19 protein-coding genes are annotated in these 16,505 nt (G+C 58.1%); 11 read left to right on the top strand and 8 right to left on the bottom strand.

What is annotated here, in order from left to right:
- Window positions 1-202: 202 nt before the first annotated feature.
- The 6 genes from ROLI_RS03960 to ROLI_RS03935 are packed head-to-tail and all read right to left on the bottom strand — an operon-like array spanning window position 203 to window position 3,764.
- Window positions 203-466, bottom strand: a complete 264-nt coding sequence (locus ROLI_RS03960) for a hypothetical protein (RefSeq protein ID WP_187430259.1) — start codon at window positions 464-466, stop codon at window positions 203-205.
- Between the two features lie 46 nt (window positions 467-512).
- Complete coding sequence (locus tag ROLI_RS03955; RefSeq protein ID WP_316247451.1) at window positions 513-1,091, bottom strand: histidine phosphatase family protein; 579 nt, start codon at window positions 1,089-1,091, stop codon at window positions 513-515.
- On the bottom strand, window positions 1,088-2,122 hold the full coding sequence (locus tag ROLI_RS03950; protein WP_187430260.1) for a MaoC family dehydratase: 1,035 nt from the start codon (window positions 2,120-2,122) through the stop codon (window positions 1,088-1,090). Before ROLI_RS03950 ends, ROLI_RS03955 begins: the two co-directional genes overlap by 4 nt.
- Window positions 2,122-2,325: a DUF1737 domain-containing protein gene (locus tag ROLI_RS03945; protein WP_187430261.1), complete on the bottom strand. Its 204-nt coding sequence runs from the start codon at window positions 2,323-2,325 to the stop codon at window positions 2,122-2,124. Before ROLI_RS03945 ends, ROLI_RS03950 begins: the two co-directional genes overlap by 1 nt.
- Before the next feature lie 19 nt (window positions 2,326-2,344).
- Window positions 2,345-2,902 (bottom strand): NnrU family protein, encoded by a 558-nt coding sequence (locus ROLI_RS03940; RefSeq protein ID WP_187430262.1) that lies wholly within the window; start codon window positions 2,900-2,902, stop codon window positions 2,345-2,347.
- A 4-nt stretch (window positions 2,903-2,906) separates the two neighbouring features.
- Window positions 2,907-3,764: a CoA ester lyase gene (locus tag ROLI_RS03935; protein ID WP_187430263.1), complete on the bottom strand. Its 858-nt coding sequence runs from the start codon at window positions 3,762-3,764 to the stop codon at window positions 2,907-2,909.
- Between the two features lie 331 nt (window positions 3,765-4,095).
- Between ROLI_RS03935 and ROLI_RS03930 the strand changes: the two genes are divergently transcribed.
- Window positions 4,096-4,428, top strand: coding sequence for a hypothetical protein (locus ROLI_RS03930; protein WP_187430264.1), 333 nt, complete (start codon window positions 4,096-4,098; stop codon window positions 4,426-4,428).
- 65 nt (window positions 4,429-4,493) lie between these two features.
- On the opposite strand, the gene ROLI_RS03925 is transcribed toward ROLI_RS03930, so the two are convergent.
- Window positions 4,494-5,231: a sulfite exporter TauE/SafE family protein gene (locus tag ROLI_RS03925; RefSeq protein ID WP_187430294.1), complete on the bottom strand. Its 738-nt coding sequence runs from the start codon at window positions 5,229-5,231 to the stop codon at window positions 4,494-4,496.
- Between the two features lie 214 nt (window positions 5,232-5,445).
- On the opposite strand from ROLI_RS03925, the gene mdh reads away from it, so the two are divergent.
- Window positions 5,446-6,408, top strand: a complete 963-nt coding sequence (gene mdh / locus ROLI_RS03920; protein ID WP_187430265.1) for a malate dehydrogenase — start codon at window positions 5,446-5,448, stop codon at window positions 6,406-6,408.
- 80 nt (window positions 6,409-6,488) lie between these two features.
- Here mdh and ROLI_RS03915 read toward each other — a convergent pair whose 3' ends face one another.
- Complete coding sequence (locus tag ROLI_RS03915) at window positions 6,489-7,202, bottom strand: VPLPA-CTERM sorting domain-containing protein (protein ID WP_187430266.1); 714 nt, start codon at window positions 7,200-7,202, stop codon at window positions 6,489-6,491.
- A gap of 407 nt (window positions 7,203-7,609) precedes the next feature.
- Between ROLI_RS03915 and sucC the strand changes: the two genes are divergently transcribed.
- The 9 genes from sucC (at window position 7,610) to ROLI_RS03870 (ending at window position 16,485) form a co-directional block, all read left to right on the top strand.
- A complete protein-coding gene (gene sucC, locus ROLI_RS03910) occupies window positions 7,610-8,803 on the top strand; it encodes an ADP-forming succinate--CoA ligase subunit beta (protein ID WP_187430267.1) in 1,194 nt (397 codons plus the stop codon).
- 62 nt (window positions 8,804-8,865) lie between these two features.
- A complete protein-coding gene (locus tag ROLI_RS03905; RefSeq protein ID WP_187430268.1) occupies window positions 8,866-9,312 on the top strand; it encodes a hypothetical protein in 447 nt (148 codons plus the stop codon).
- A gap of 257 nt (window positions 9,313-9,569) precedes the next feature.
- Window positions 9,570-10,103, top strand: a complete 534-nt coding sequence (locus ROLI_RS03900; protein WP_222869528.1) for a hypothetical protein — start codon at window positions 9,570-9,572, stop codon at window positions 10,101-10,103.
- Window positions 10,100-10,582: a hypothetical protein gene (locus tag ROLI_RS03895; RefSeq protein WP_187430270.1), complete on the top strand. Its 483-nt coding sequence runs from the start codon at window positions 10,100-10,102 to the stop codon at window positions 10,580-10,582. Before ROLI_RS03900 ends, ROLI_RS03895 begins: the two co-directional genes overlap by 4 nt.
- Before the next feature lies 1 nt (window position 10,583).
- The gene (locus tag ROLI_RS03890; protein WP_187430271.1) at window positions 10,584-11,381 is read left to right on the top strand and encodes a class I SAM-dependent methyltransferase; all 798 of its coding nucleotides are present in this window, start codon (window positions 10,584-10,586) and stop codon (window positions 11,379-11,381) included.
- A complete protein-coding gene (locus tag ROLI_RS03885; protein WP_187430272.1) occupies window positions 11,378-11,929 on the top strand; it encodes a hypothetical protein in 552 nt (183 codons plus the stop codon). Before ROLI_RS03890 ends, ROLI_RS03885 begins: the two co-directional genes overlap by 4 nt.
- Before the next feature lie 18 nt (window positions 11,930-11,947).
- A complete protein-coding gene (gene sucD, locus ROLI_RS03880) occupies window positions 11,948-12,835 on the top strand; it encodes a succinate--CoA ligase subunit alpha (protein ID WP_187430273.1) in 888 nt (295 codons plus the stop codon).
- An 8-nt stretch (window positions 12,836-12,843) separates the two neighbouring features.
- On the top strand, window positions 12,844-13,521 hold the full coding sequence (locus ROLI_RS03875) for a hypothetical protein (RefSeq protein ID WP_187430274.1): 678 nt from the start codon (window positions 12,844-12,846) through the stop codon (window positions 13,519-13,521).
- Window positions 13,522-13,530: 9 nt separating this feature from the next.
- Window positions 13,531-16,485 (top strand): 2-oxoglutarate dehydrogenase E1 component, encoded by a 2,955-nt coding sequence (locus ROLI_RS03870; protein WP_187430275.1) that lies wholly within the window; start codon window positions 13,531-13,533, stop codon window positions 16,483-16,485.
- Window positions 16,486-16,505: the final 20 nt, after the last annotated feature.

Here is a 16,505-nt window from a genome sequence, read left to right as displayed (position 1 = left end):
TCACGGGTTTCGGCGAGGGATCGCAAGAAATCCGCCAACTATGTCGCATTTCTGGGCCACCCGGACAGATCTCGCGGTCGTTCTGAGCATCGCATGTGACGTCGGATCGTGAGAACGTCCTGTCCTTGTTCCTCTCGCCAAAATGCTTGGCAATCGCCTGCCGAGCGGTGAAAAATGGGGATAAAGAAGCGTAATGGCCGCCTCAGCGCGCGTCATGCCAGAGTATCCGCAGACCCCCAATCCGGCTTGAGCCCAATGCGCTTTTCTCTGCGCGCGCGTCTTTGGCGCATGGCCCCTCCTGCGACGTGCCGGAGTTCTCTTTCCGGCCATAGACGCTGATCAAGCGGGCGGCCCCGGCAAACCGTTCCTTTAGGTATCGCGCAACCGTCATCCCGAACCCATGGCGCAGCAGGCCAATGCCGTAGAAGCGCCGGCCATAGATGCCGCAAGGATCATGAAAAAACACTTCATGGCATGATCGTAACGGCAACCACGCAGCTTGCCGACCCCTATCAGCTCAAGGTTTCCATCGCGGCCCAGCCCTGCTCAACCGAGGACATATCCGCCGCAAACCGGAACCAATGCCCGCCGCCGGTCTGGTCCCAACGTCGCGAAATCGGATGCCCCGCCAGGTGACAATAAAGCAGCGTGCCGACACCCCCGTGGCCGGTAAAAATCAGCGGGATGTCGGGATGTTCGAGCACGGCGGCGCGCACTTCCTGCACGATGCGCATCTGTGCGGCACGCGCGCTCTCCCAGCCCTGCACCGACACATCGGGCTGTGCAAAAAACGCATCCGCCAAAGCCTCAAAAGCGGCGCGCGGCTGATACCCCGTCGCGCTGCGGTCGTTTTCATGCATATCCGCGCGGATGATCAAGGGCTTTCCGGTCAGAGCCGCAAGCGGCTCGCCGGTCTCTATCGCTTTTTGTTCGCCGCTGGACACCACGCTCCAGCCGGACAAATCCCCAAGCCGCGCGGCCAGGGCCGCCGTGCGCGCCCTGCCAACTCCCGATAAACCCCACTCGGGAACCGGCGTATTGGGATCAATCTCAACCTCCGGGTGTGACAGATATATCGCCTGGGCGATCACACAGGCACCAGCGCCCAATAGTCCAGATCAAGCAGCACATCCGGCAGGTATTTACCGTCCGCCCCGCGCAACTCAAAAGGCGCGCCGCCCTTCGTCGCGACCAGTCGCAGACGCAAAGCCCCGACCCCCGGCGCGCTGGTTTCGGCCTTGTCCAAAACCTCAGACCACGCCCGGATCGTGTCACCCGAAAGGCAGGGGTTCGCATGTGCGCCCCCATTCAGCCCCACGACCATCTGCGCATTTGCCAGCCCGTTGAACGACAGTGCGCGCGCCATGGAAATCACATGCCCCCCATAGATCAACCGCGTGCCATCGGGCCGGGCAGAGGTATCAAAATGCACCTTGGACGTATTCTGCCACAGGCGTGTGGCCATCATGTGCTCGGCTTCCTCAACTGTGACGCCGTCCACATGATCGATCTGCTCACCGACGCCGTAATCCCCCCAACGGTGCGGCTCCCCAGCCAGCGTGAAATCATAATTGCTGAAATCGAGGCCCTTGGGGATCACCAGATCGCTGGCGGCCACCGCCTCGGGCAAATCAGGCACAACCGTTTCAGGGGCCGCCGCATCCACATCGCGTTTGCGCACCATGACCCAACGGACGAATTCCAGCACGATCTCATCATGTTGGTTCAGCCCGCGCGTGCGCACCCAGACCACACCCGTTTTGCCGTTGGAGTTCTGTTTCACCCCGATCACCTCAGAGACCGAGCGCAACGTATCACCCGGCCAGACCGGCGTGATCCAACGCCCCTGCGCATAGCCCAGGTTCGCGACCGCATTCAGCGACACATCCGGCACGGTTTTGCCGAACACCACATGAAAAGCGATCATATCATCGAGCGGGCTGAACGGCAGACCGCAGCCCTGTGCGAATTGATCCGAGGAATAGAGCGCATGCCGCGCCGGGTAGAGCATGTGATAGAGCGCGCGCTCGCCCATCTTTACCGTACGCGGCACCGCGTGGTGGATCACCTGCCCGACACTATAATCCTCAAAAAAGCGGCCCGCGTTGGTTTTCGTACCCATCACTGCGCCCCCAGTTTGGTGTCAGGCGTATAGGTGCCGCTCACTTCTTTTACCACCGCTTGACCACAGCGCATGAGACCCGCCGCGTGATCAAAGGTCTGGGTCGGGGAGCCGTATAACTCCCAGCCCTTGTTGAGCGCTTCCGTCACCTTATGGCAAAAGGTCGAGGTGTCCTCTTCGGAAAGAAATCGATAGAGTTTCATCTGGGTCCCCGCAAAAAATTCAGCCGCCAAAGGGCAAGACGCCCAGCCAGACATGCACCGCCGCGATCAGCACATAGAGCACAAGCGTGATGACAACCAACCTGATGTAGGTGACCTTGCCCGCAGGTGCGGGCGGTGTCCAATCGGGCTCAGCGCGGTTGATCAGGATCACCGAGCCCACGGCCCAGGCCAGCAATCCGCCAAAGAGAATGATCGAGGCCAGATCCCCATTCACCAGCAAATGCGCGAAAGCCCAGAGCTTGAAGCCCAGCAGTTGCGGATGGCGGGTTTTATAAGCGGGCCAGGCCTTTGCACCCTTTGCCGCACTCGATCCATAGACCCAGAGCGCAACGAGCATCAGCGTATTATTCACATGCGTGAGGAAGCCGGGCGGGTTCCAGACCGTGATAAAATCCGCTGCCCGGTATCCGATGATCATCAGGATCAGGCCCGCAACGATGCCGATCGTGGTCACGATCCGGCCCGTATTGCCCATACCGGCGCGTTGCGCGGGGGCGAGGCGTTTGAAATAATGTGTCCCGACCCAAAGGATCAGTCCGACGATTAAAAGAGCCATGGGTTTACTCCGTGCCTAAGCTGTCTATCGCGTTCATCTTTGCCAGTGTTTTACGGGCGATGGCAACATGAAGGTTCTCAACGATCTGCCCATCGACCACGGCGACGGCCTGACCTTCGGCCAAGGCGTCCTCATAGGCTGCGATCTGACGATGCGCGAGATCGATCCCCTCGGGAGACGGTGAAAACACCGCATTTGCCACATCCAATTGGGCCGGGTGGATCAATGTCTTGCCGTCAAAGCCCATGTCACACCCCTGCTCGCATTCCCGCGCCAGCCCTTCCGCATCGCGAAACGCGTTGTACACGCCGTCGATAATCGCGATATCTTCGGCCTTCGCCGCCAGAACGCATAGTCCCAGCGCCGGTATCAGCGGCAATCGATCCGCGCGAAACCGCGTCCCCATCTCCTTGGCCAGATCATTTGTGCCCATCACCATGCCCTGACACAGCGGGTGCGCGGCAATTTCCGCTGCGGCCAACATGCCCCTTGGGGTTTCCATCATGGCCCAGATCGGCAAAACACCCGTGATCTGCGCCAGCGCATCCAAATCCCCTGCGCCGCCCACCTTGGGCAGCAAAACCGCATCAACGCCCATTTCAAGGACCGCCGCGGCATCGTCGGCACCCCATTCGGTAGACAACGCGTTAATGCGGACGATTCGCATCCGCGCACCGTAGCCGCCGGCATTTATTTCCTGCCCCAGCAACGCGCGTGCAGCGGCTTTTTCGTCCGGTGCGACGGCATCTTCCAGATCAAAAATAATCGCGTCCGCCGCCAGTTGGCGTGCTTTTTCCAGAGCGCGCGCCTTGGAGGCAGGGATATATAGAAGCGAGCGCAGCGGGCGGGTAGTCGAATCCATCAGTCATTTTCCACTAAGTTTGAACGAGTTACAAAGTTGCGCGAACTGGGCCATTTTTTTGCACAAAATTCAAGCTGCATAATGCCGCAATGCAGCAAATATCAAATGCAAACTATATCCGCACGCAGGATTAACCATTATTTCAACCCTAGAACGGATGCTGAGCAGGTCGAATATCTTGGCATCAGGTTGCTTCAGCAAGGCCGTTGAAGGCGTAATACCCTCGATATTGCGGACGTTTATATTGAACCGGGGCCGCCCGGTCATCGCCGGGAAACCGGCCCGGCCAGATGACAGCGGGTGCCGCCTTTGACATGAAGGCAGATACATTATGACACGCATATCCAAAATGCTGCATTTGGGCGCGCTCAGCGCTGCAGCCGCGCTTTACATCGCGTCCACCACCGACGTTGCCGCACAAAACGCACGCAATTGCGCACCGCGCGAGGCTGTCGTTGACCGGCTGGCGGATGGCTACGGCGAAACACGCCAATCCATGGGGCTTGGTGCAAATAACGCGGTGATTGAGGTTTTCGCTTCCGATGAAACGGGATCCTGGACAATCACGGTGACAACGCCGAACGGACTCACATGCCTTGTGGCGTCGGGTCAATCTTTCGAAAAACTGGCCGAAGCCTTGCCTGCAAAGGGCAATGACGCCTGATTTGTGATCCTGCGACCTTTTGGTCTTCTGCCTGACCGCCCATTATTCCGGGCTGCGGGCCACTTTCAAGTCAGCCCGTCCCAGATGAGTTTCACACCAGTGATGCTCAGCAAAACATAGGTCAGGGCAAAGAAAACACGCTCCGGCACCGCCCGATGCGCGCGTACGCCGAGCCACGCACCCAGCAGTGCAAAGGGTGCCAGCATCAGATTGGCCGCACCCGTCTGCATCGTAAACATCCCCAGTGCTGCATAGGGAACAGCCTTAGCGATATTGACGATCCAGAACACCAGTACCGTTGTCGCCTGATATTCGGTTTTGCTTAAGCCTTTCGAGAGCAGATACACCGCCGCCGGGGGGCCGCCTGCATGGCTGACGAAACTGGTAAACCCTGCGACACCACCGGCCAGCGCTCCAGCCCAGCCGGGCAGCTGCGCGTCCGAACCGGTTTTCAGCAAGCGCCCCTTGGCCATCTGCCAGATCACAAAACCGATCGAAATCGTTCCGATCAGCACCCGGAAAACATCTGGTTCCGCAATCTTATAGAGGGCCGCGCCAAGGGCCACGCCCGGCATCGCACCTAAAATCAGCAGTAGCGCCGCCTTGCCATTCCATTTTCCCCAATAGGGGCCCAACGTCGCCACATCGATCAACATCAAGAGCGGCAGCATCACTCCCAGCGCCAAACCCGGTTCGATCACAAGCGCCAGAATGCTCGCGGAGGCGAAGGCCGCACCAGATCCGAACCCGCCTTTGGAAATCCCCGCGAAAATGACCGCTGGCCCTGCGATGGCAAAAAACATCCAATCCAGCGTCACCGACAACAGCTCCCAAAAACACGCGAATTTCCTGCGGACATCGTCAGCACAGGCAGCGGTCACACGCAGACCCCGATACGATTCGCTGAGGCCACGTCACGATAACCGGGCGGTAAACACAACCATGCTAACGAACTTGCGCAACCGTGATCTATTGGATAGCACAGGTTCAATCTCAACCGAACCCGGAGAATAATCCATGGCCAGACCCAAAATCGCGCTGATCGGCGCAGGTCAGATCGGCGGCACGCTCGCACATCTGGCAGCGCTAAAGGAACTCGGCGATGTCGTCCTGTTCGACATTGCCGAAGGCACGCCGGAGGGCAAGGCTCTCGATATCGCGGAAAGCGGCCCCTCTGCCAAATTCGATGCGACCATGTCAGGCACGCAATCTTATACCGATATCGCTGGCGCGGACGTCTGCATCGTCACTGCCGGTGTCGCCCGCAAGCCGGGCATGAGCCGGGATGACCTTCTGGGCATCAATCTCAAGGTTATGAAATCCGTGGGCGAGGGCATCGCCGCTCATGCGCCGGATGCTTTCGTCATCTGCATCACCAACCCGCTGGATGCGATGGTCTGGGCGTTGCGTGAATTTTCTGGTCTGCCACATGAAAAGGTCTGCGGGATGGCCGGCGTTCTGGACTCCGCGCGCTTCCGTCATTTCCTGGCCAGCGAATTCAACGTCTCGATGAAAGACGTCACCGCCTTCGTGCTGGGCGGTCATGGCGATACGATGGTGCCGCTGGTGCGTTACTCCACGGTCGCGGGCATTCCGCTTCCCGATCTGGTAAAAATGGGCTGGACCACGCAGGACAAACTCGACGCCATCGTGCAACGCACACGGGATGGCGGTGCGGAAATCGTCGGGCTGCTGAAAACCGGTTCCGCGTTTTATGCACCGGCGACATCGGCGATTGAAATGGCCGAAAGCTATCTCAAAGATCAAAAACGCGTCCTGCCTTGTGCGGCATTTGTTGATGGTGCCTACGGTCTGAACGGTTTTTATGTCGGGGTGCCGACCGTGATTGGTGCAGGTGGCATTGAGCGTGTCGTGGAGATTTCGATGAACAAGGACGAACAGGCGATGTTCGACAGCTCAGTTGACGCGGTCAAAGGCCTGGTGAAAGCCTGTAAGGAAATCGACGCAAGCCTCGCATAATTTCTTTTAGCGATCAGCCATAAAAAAAAGCCCCGGAATTTCCGGGGCTTTTTCTTTGTTATACGAAAGCTTCTGATCGCTCAGGCTGCTTTGCGCTGACGACGACGCATCAGACCAAGACCACCAAGACCAGCCAAGAGCAGTGGCAGAGCCGCTGGCACCGGGACGGCCGATACTGTTGTTGCACCATCGATCGTAAAGCCATCGTTTACTTTGTTGTTGAACATTGACACTGTGGCGCTGCTGAAATCACCGCCCAGATCGATCACAACCAGACGACCTTCATTATTTTCTCCAGCTGTAATAGTGGTCGCTTCCGTCACGCCACCATTTTTTGCCTCGATTGTAAACACCGTACCGCCTATGTCGGCGGCGTCACGTACGGCAAATACAATCTTGCTAAAGAGTGAGTTGCCTGCGTTGAAAACGTCCCAAAAGATACCATTGGTATCGTTCGAAGACAGCGCCTTCTTTCCATTCAACGGTACTAGATTGCCTTGTCCGCTGTCTGCACCCTCCTGAATGAACAGCGCCTTACAGTTACCACCGCTAACGTTATTGTTGCAGACCGAACCATTACCCGTACCGCCCGTGGAAGTAAACTTTCCGACATTTGTGATCGTCATCGGATCCCACACGCCAGAATATCCTTCGAAATCCTGCACAATACCGCCTGCTGTTTCAGTATTGAAATTGCTTATGTCAAAAGTGGACAGGGTAATCGTCGTCGCGTTCGCACTCGCTCCGACCAAGCTCGCAAGCGCCACGCCTGCTGCTAAAATTGTATTTTTCATAATTTCGCTCCTATTTGGGCTACTGGTTAAATCCTAAAAGACCATTCTCAATGATCTCCTGCGCGGAAGTTTTGGCATAATTTCGCCTAAAGCAAAACATAAATCGTAAAGAAATGTTAATATTCGCGTTAGAGTAGAGCGAATCATCTATGTGCGCGTCGGCCCCTCAATCTATTGGCGAAATTTGTACGCTCTTTGCCAGCTTTGATTGCGTCACAATCGAATCAGGTTTCTTTCTCACGCCGATAAATGGAATGCGGTTTGTGATCACAGCAAATTTTTGTGTGATCACAAATCCTGATTTTCCACGAAATATTAGGATTTAAGCCGCTATACGGTTGTTTTTGTGCCTTTGAGCGCCTTTAACGGAAGGTGGCCAACGCAATCAACCACACAGGACCCAATCCATGAATATTCACGAATATCAGGCGAAAGCATTGCTGCGCAGCTACGGCGCTCCGGTATCTGACGGGCGCGTTGTCCTGCGGGCCGAAGAGGCGAAGACGGCAGCAGGGGCGCTTGATGGTCCCATGTGGGTGATTAAGGCGCAGATCCACGCGGGCGGACGCGGCAAGGGGACGTTCAAGGAGGCCGATGCCGGTGAAAAAGGCGGCGTGCGCATCACCAAATCGGTTCAGGAGGCGTCCGAAGAGGCCAAGAAAATGCTGGGCCGCACCTTGGTCACGCATCAAACCGGCCCGGCGGGCAAACAGGTCAATCGGATTTATATCGAGGACGGCTCCGGCATCACGACCGAAATGTATCTCGCCCTTTTGGTGGATCGCCAGACCAGCCGTGTCAGTTTCGTGTGTTCCACCGAGGGCGGCATGGACATCGAAGAGGTCGCCGCGGCCACGCCCGAAAAGATTCTGTCGTTCTCCGTTGATCCCGCCTCTGGGTATCAGGCGTTTCACGGGCGTCGCATCGCATTCGCGCTGGGTCTGGAAGGCAAGCAGGTCAAGCAATGTGTTTCCCTGATGGGTCTGCTCTATCAGGCATTCATGGAAAAAGATATGGAGATGCTGGAGATCAACCCGCTGATCACCACCGATGAAGGCGATCTCAAGGTGCTCGATGCCAAGGTCAGCTTTGACGGCAACGCCATGTATCGCCACCCCGATATTGCTGAGCTGCGCGATACCACCGAGGAGGACAGCAAGGAGCTGGAAGCCTCGAAATATGATCTCAACTACATCGCGCTGGATGGTGAAATCGGGTGCATGGTGAACGGTGCGGGTCTGGCGATGGCGACGATGGATATCATCAAGCTCTACGGGGCCGAGCCTGCCAACTTCCTCGATGTGGGCGGTGGTGCGACCAAGGAGAAGGTCACCGAGGCCTTCAAGATCATCACGTCTGATCCGCAGGTCAAAGGCATTCTCGTGAACATCTTTGGCGGCATCATGCGCTGTGATGTGATCGCAGAGGGCGTTGTGGCTGCCGTGAAAGAGGTTGGCCTGAAAGTGCCGCTGGTGGTGCGCCTTGAGGGGACCAACGTGCAGGAAGGCAAGGACATCATCAACAATTCCGGTCTGGACGTCATCGCGGCGGACAACCTTAAGGATGGCGCGCAAAAGATCGTGAAGGCTGTGAAAGGATAAGACGCGATAGAGATCAGCCGATGATACGTCATATTACCACTCAACTCCGAATGGGCCGGGTCTTGGAGATCAAACATCTGATGCCATTGCCAAGACATTTTTTATCAGCAAGTCTGCTCTTGAGCGCGGCCTTCTTGGCTGCGTGCGAGACGTCTGGTCCGAGCACTTCTCGATTAGGTGGCCCGGTACCTTTTACAGAGGCCGCTGGCGTATTCGACTTCATCTGCGGGGAAAAACACCCTGAAAGCCGGCTGATCTACCCGTTTCGTTTGGTGGATACTGAATCCAAGACGTACCGACATGTCGGCGGCTTCGACATGGCTTTTCGAGTGGATCGTGGCTGTAGCATGCGGGTGCGTGTTGACGAGGTACGGAGCAAAAACGACGATCTGGAAACAGCTGTTCTCAAGGCGTCTACTTTCACTTTTCCCGAAAGAATGGCGTCCTCAATGCCAAAAGCGATTGTTAGAGATGACGGCGATGGGTACTTCCTAGTTGCGCTGCCATAAAAGGCTCTTTGTACGTTCATGATACAAGTGAAACATATCGCGATGATCAAGCCCTTCGAATACGGGCCACGCGGGGTCGTCGCATGTATGGAGGTTGTGCACTGCCGCGGCGGCCAAACACTTGGCAGCCTGCGCGCCTTACGCTTTAACACAACGCATTTTGGAGTGCGGCAAAGTGGGCCGTCGGGAAGACCAAATGTCTGCAAGAGCCAAGCGGGTGACGCGCAATTCGGGAAGTTAACGAGAGTAAAAATCACGTGAAACGTCTCGTTGCATATCTCTTCGGTGCGCTTGCTCTGGTGTCTTGCGGACCATCCGGAATAAGCCCTGCCGACACCGCAGAATTGCGCAACATGTGGCGCGCCAATATGGTGCCCAAGAGTACCCCCTATGAGTTGGTACGGGCATTTGATCGCTTTTGCACCAATGGTCCGCGGGATGCCGATGCCGCCGAGACCAAACTGCGCGATGCCGGATACGTCCCGCTGCCGCGCAAGGCGCGCGGCGTGACGGCCTATGTCATCGACAACAGAAATCCCGCCGTCGCAGTCTCGACCGATACCTGCCTGATACAGGCGGACTCCCGCAGCGGACAGACCCGGGACTTTCAGAACTACGTGGCCAAAACCTACCCTAAGGCACGCGCTATTGACCCCAAGCCACTGGGCAAGAACATTGAGCAAGCCTGGTCCGTTCTATCCAATCCACCTGCCATCATCGCCACCGAACGCACCGAAAGCTTCGGCTGGTATCGTTACGCGCTGATCCTCTATCACCCCGGTGCCACATGATCCGCGCCGCCCTCATCTCCGCCGTAATGGCTCTGCCCGCCGCCGCGCAAACCGCGCCGGAAACCGCCATCGGAACCTTCAACGCCGTCTGTTTCAAGGCCGGTCAAACCGCCACGCTTGCCCGCACCCGCATGGAGACACGCGCCGGGTCGCCGCTGCCCTTTGATCTGACTTTCTGGGACATCACGCTGGAACCTGCGAACAGCGCACCGGCGCAAATCGAACGCCGTTGTGAAGTCGCCTTTGCGGGCGATCACACCGCGCCTGCCATCGCCGCGCTGCGCGTCCAAATGGCGATGCCGCCGGTTTTTGGCCATGCCATCCCCCTTCCGGCAACCCATCGCCCGCAAGCCGGCACCGCCCTGATCGAAGCGCGCGCACTCCTGCGGGGGCGTATCGCGGTGGTGCATATCGGGACGCGCAGCGATCAGACCTTTATGGCGGTCGACCGCCTGCCCGCTGATTGGGAGGACCGCTAGGATGCTGGACACCACGCACCGTCCCTGCCCCTGCTGTTCGGCCACGCAGACGGTACCCTGGCCGCAATATTCGCCCGATGCGTGGAACATCGTGCGCTGCACCACCTGCGACATGACCTATCTGCAAAACCCGGTCCCTTACGAGGCGCTGGAGGAGGATTTCGCCTGGGAAAAGACCTATGAGGTCAAGAAGGAGGCCTCCAAAGGCTCCACCTCGCTCAGCCCCGCGATCCGCACCCTGCGCCAGAAGCTGGGCCTGACGCATCGCGACAAGCATGACAAATACCGCGCCTGGTTCAAGGACGGACATGTGCTGGACATCGGTTGCGGGCTGGGACGTCGAATTCATCCCCCGATGACACCCTATGGCATTGAACTCTCAACGCAATTACACGCACAGGCGGATGCATTCATGCGCGCACATGGCGGCTATTGCCAACACGGGGCCGGGGCCGAGGCCATTTGGGAATTCCCAGAGCAGCAGTTCGACGGCATCGTCATGAACTCTTATCTGGAGCATGAAAGCGACGCCATGGCCGTGCTCAAGGGCGCCCATCGCGCGCTCAAGGACAGCGGCGCGGTCTATATTCGCGTGCCGAATTTCGGATCGCTTAACCGTCGGATCATCGGGGCAAAATGGTGCGGGTTCCGCTATCCCGATCACGTCAATTATTTCACGCTGGCGACGCTCACCGACATCTGCGCCCGTGCGGGGTTTACCATAGAACTGGTCAATCGGATCGCGCTGCCGGTGGATGACAATATCACCGTGCTGTTGCATAAGGATGGTGCAGCATGAGTCGGTCCGGTTTCAAACTACCCTCTAGGATGCGGCGCGCGAGCTACATTCCGCTGGCCCTCGTTGCGCTCTCGACCCTGCCCGCAAAGGGACAGAGTTTTGATGACGCCGTGAGAGCAAATACGCAGCTTGCCACGGCCCTTTGCTTGCAGGTCATGATCGACCGCACTATAGCGCAAACGACTTTCGGGGCCTCAGGTTTCGCCTACCGGGCCATCGACCGCGGCACCAACGAACATGGGATCGCACTGGGGCTCGATCACTTTTTTGACGCCCCTGCCGATACGGTCAAAGCCGAGGTCGATTTTCCGGATCGCAACGCCGGTATCTGCATGGTCTACACCACGCATCTGGCGGAACCCGCATTTGCCGATATCGTCGCAGCCACCATCTTTCAGCGTTTTCCCGGCGCTCAGGTGCGCGGCCCGACAGAGTGGTTCATCTCCACCCCGTCCGGGCTCCCCCTGATCGTCTCGACCAGTACAATCAACCGTCACCGCTACGAAGCCCCTGGAACCGTCATGGTTTCCATGGGCTACCCAGGATAAAACAAGCAAGGAAACAATATGGCCGTCCTCATCGACGAAAACACCAAAGTCATCTGTCAGGGGCTCACCGGCTCACAAGGCACCTTCCACACGGAGCAGGCGATTGCTTACGGCACCAAAATGGTCGGCGGTGTGACCCCGGGCAAGGGCGGGCAAACCCATCTGGACCTGCCGGTATTCAACTCCGTGCATGAAGCGCGCCATGTCACCGGGGCCAACGCCTCCGTGATCTATGTGCCGCCACCCTTTGCCGCGGATTCGATCCTGGAGGCCATTGACGCGGAAATGGAACTGATCGTCTGCATTACTGAGGGCATCCCGGTGCTCGACATGATGAAGGTCCAGCGCGCGCTTGAGGGGTCTAAATCCCGCCTGATCGGGCCAAATTGCCCCGGTGTGATCACGCCAGATGCCTGCAAGATCGGCATCATGCCCGGTCACATCCACAAACGCGGCTCCTGCGGTGTGGTCTCGCGCTCCGGCACGCTGACCTATGAGGCGGTGAAACAGACGACTGATCTGGGCTATGGCCAATCGACCGCCGTGGGCATTGGCGGGGATCCGATCAAAGGCACTGAGCATATTGACGTTCTGGAAATGTTTTTGGCCGATGATGAGACGCAAAGCATTATCATGATTGGTGAAATCGGCGGCTCCGCCGAGGAAGACGCGGCACAGTTCTTGGCAGATGAGAAGAAAAAGGGCCGCTGGAAGCCGACCGCTGGTTTCATCGCCGGTCGCACGGCCCCTCCCGGCCGTCGCATGGGCCATGCGGGGGCGATTGTTGCCGGTGGTAAAGGCGGTGCCGAGGATAAGATCGACGCCATGCGCGCCGCTGGGATTGTCGTCGCCGACAGCCCCGCAACACTGGGCGAAGCGGTTCAGGAAGCAATTGCAAAAGGCTGATGACGTCGATGAGCCATCATATTAGACACCTGCCTGCTGCGGCGGTTTTGATCGCGGCAGGCGCGGGCGCAACGCACATTACGGCGAGTGACCAATTAGATCTTGCATCCGCAACGCAATCTGTCTGCACGGCCCATGCGACCATTACCATTGATCTACGTATGGAACTTGCGGAGTTGGGATGGGTTCACCCTCAACCGGAAAACATGATTTCTGTTTTGAGGCTTTGGGCCGATGGTGTTCTTGCCGTAGGGCGTGAGTTGCGAGCGCCGGTCGACTGGACTACCGCTCCGGCGCAGGCGGAGAGCACTGCCATACAAGTCTTTGGCGGAGAAGAACGCGACAATGTCATACGCCTTACTATCGGGCCGAACACCGCTGCCCTTGCAGTGATCCAATCAAGTGGAGAAGAAACACAATCCCTTCGCTGCATCTACGCCGGTCCGGGCGATGACAACCTGCGAGACCTACTAAACACGCTCGAAAGTCTTGACGAACGCGCTGGAATTAAACGGGCCGACCCGCACGTCCAGACCTTCCAGTCCCGCACCCAAGGGGAGGAGGACGGCAAACCCTACCTCGTCGATTTACAAGTAGCACGGTTTGAAGAAAGCGCAGCAAGTTCTCTGGGTCGCGAGCCGCACGTTGAACTGGGCTTCTCCACTATCTTTACATCAATCCCATGAGGTAATCCCATGACCGACCATCCCGCCAACGACCAATTCCACGCCTCCAGCTTCATGCAGGGGCACAACGCGGAATATCTCGAACAGATGTATGCGCGCTATGCCAATGACCCCCATGCGGTCGATGACGCGTGGCAAGCGTTCTTTAAGGCGATGGGCGATGATGAGGTGTCGGTCAAACGCGAGGCCGCCGGGCCAAGCTGGGCGCGCACCGACTGGCCGCCCCAGCCCGCCGATGAAATGACCCAAGCCCTCACGGGCGAATGGGCGCCAGACGCCGAGGTCAAAGGGGCGGGCGACAAGATCAAAGCCAAGGCCACCGCCGCAGGCGTCGAGGTCTCCAACGATCAGATCAAGCGCGCCGTGCTGGATTCCATCCGCGCGCTGATGATCATCCGCGCCTACCGCATCCGAGGCCACCTTGTGGCCGACCTTGACCCGCTGGGCATGCGCGAGATGACACCGCACCCGGAGCTTGACCCGAAATCATACGGTTTCACCGAAGCCGACATGGACCGGCCCATTTTCATCGACAAGGTGCTGGGCCTTGAAACCGCCTCCATGCGTGAAATCATCGCCATCGTGCAACGCACCTATTGCGGCACTTTTGCGCTGCAATACATGCATATTTCCAACCCTGAAGAGGCCGGGTGGCTCAAGGAGCGCATTGAAGGCCTCGGCAAGGAAATCCAGTTCAGCCGCGAGGGTCGCAAGGCGATCCTGTCCAAGCTGGTGGAGGCTGAGGGCTTTGAGAAGTTCCTGCACGTCAAATACATGGGCACCAAACGCTTTGGCCTTGATGGCGGCGAAAGCCTCGTGCCGGCGATGGAGCAGATCATCAAGCGCGGCGGCGCTCTGGGCGTGCGTGACATCGTGATCGGCATGCCGCACCGCGGGCGTTTGTCGGTATTGGCGAATGTCATGATGAAACCCTACAAGGCGATTTTCAACGAATTTCAGGGCGGTTCCTTCAAACCCGAGGACGTGGATGGATCAGGCGATGTAAAATACCACCTCGGGGCCTCCAGTGACCGCGAATTTGACGGTAATTCCGTACACCTCAGCCTCACGGCCAACCCCAGCCATCTCGAGGCGGTCAACCCCGTGGTCATCGGCAAGGTCCGCGCCAAGCAGGATCAGAGCAACGATCCCGATCGGACCAGCGCCCTGCCGATCCTGCTGCATGGGGATGCGGCCTTTGCCGGACAGGGCGTTGTGGCGGAATGCTTCGCGCTTTCCGGTTTGCGCGGTCACAAAGCGGGCGGGACCATGCATATCGTGGTCAACAACCAGATCGGCTTCACCACCGCGCCGCATTTCTCACGCTCCTCACCCTATCCCACCGACAATGCGCTGGTGGTCGAAGCGCCGATTTTCCACGTCAACGGCGATGATCCGGAGGCGGTTGTGCATGCGGCCAAGGTCGCCACGGAGTTCCGCCAGAAGTTCCACAAGGATGTGGTGCTCGATATCTTCTGTTATCGCCGGTTCGGGCATAATGAGGGCGACGAGCCGATGTTCACCAACCCGGTGATGTATAAAAAAATCAAGGGTCAGAAAACCACGCTCAGCCTTTATACCGAACGCCTGGTGCGCGACGGTCTGATCCCCGAGGGCGAGATCGAGGACATGAAAGCCGCGTTTCAAGTGCATCTGAGTGAAGAATTCGAGGCCGGTAAGGAATATCGTCCCAACAAAGCCGATTGGCTGGACGGCAAGTGGTCGCATCTGGACAAGCAGAACAAGAAATATCAGCGGGGCAAGACCGCAATCGCCAAGGGTACGTTCACCGAGGTCGGCGCGGCGCTGTCCAAAGCACCAGAAGGCTTCCCGCTGCATAAAACAGTCGGGCGTCTGCTGGAGACCAAAAAAGCGATGTTTGACAGCGGGGAAGGCATTGATTGGGCAACGGCCGAGGCGATTGCCTTTGGCTCTCTGCTGACCGAAGGCTTCCCGGTGCGGCTGGCGGGGCAGGATTCCACACGCGGGACGTTCAGCCAGCGCCACTCCGGTCTGGTCAACCAGGAGACGGAGGAGCGCTATTACCCGCTCAACAACATCAAACCCGGTCAGGCGCAATATGAAGTCATCGATTCGATGCTCTCTGAGTATGCGGTGCTGGGTTTTGAATATGGCTATAGCCTTGCCGAACCCAATGCGCTGACCCTCTGGGAGGCGCAGTTTGGGGATTTCGCCAATGGCGCGCAGATCATGTTCGACCAGTTCATCAGTTCGGGTGAAAGCAAATGGCTGCGCATGTCGGGTCTTGTGTGCCTGTTGCCCCACGGGTTTGAGGGGCAAGGCCCGGAGCACTCCTCCGCGCGGCTCGAACGGTTCTTACAGATGTGTGGCCAGGACAATTGGATCGTGGCCAATTGCACGACCCCGGCAAATTATTTCCACATCCTGCGCCGCCAGATCCACCGCTCTTTCCGCAAGCCGCTGATCCTGATGACGCCGAAATCGCTGCTGCGCCACAAGCTCGCGGTCAGCAAGGCCGAGGAATTCGTCACCGGATCGTCGTTCCACCGTCTGATGTGGGATGACGCGCAACACGGCAATTCGGACACCAAACTGGTGAGCGATGCCAAGATCAAACGCGTGGTGATGTGTTCGGGCAAGGTTTATTATGACCTGCTGGAAGAACGCGATGCGCGGGGCATCAACGATGTCTATCTGCTTCGCGTGGAACAATTTTATCCCTTCCCGGCGCAATCGGCGGTCAAGGAATTGGAGCGGTTCAAACAGGCCGAAGTCGTCTGGTGTCAGGAGGAGCCGAAAAATCAGGGGGCCTGGACATTCATTGAGCCCAACATCGAATGGGTTCTGGGCCGGATCAATTCCGACCACCCGCGCCCCGTTTATGTGGGCCGCGCCACTTCGGCCTCGCCCGCGACGGGTCTGGCCAGCCAGCACAAAGCACAACAAGCAGCGCTCGTGAATGACGCGCTGACGATCACATAAAACCGGCGAAGGAATAGACA

The organism is Roseobacter fucihabitans (assembly GCF_014337925.2).
In the GTDB taxonomy this organism is placed as follows: Bacteria; Pseudomonadota; Alphaproteobacteria; order Rhodobacterales; family Rhodobacteraceae; genus Roseobacter; species Roseobacter fucihabitans.
Note: the sequence above shows the minus strand (reverse complement) of the source record. Positions and strands in the feature narration are given on the sequence as shown.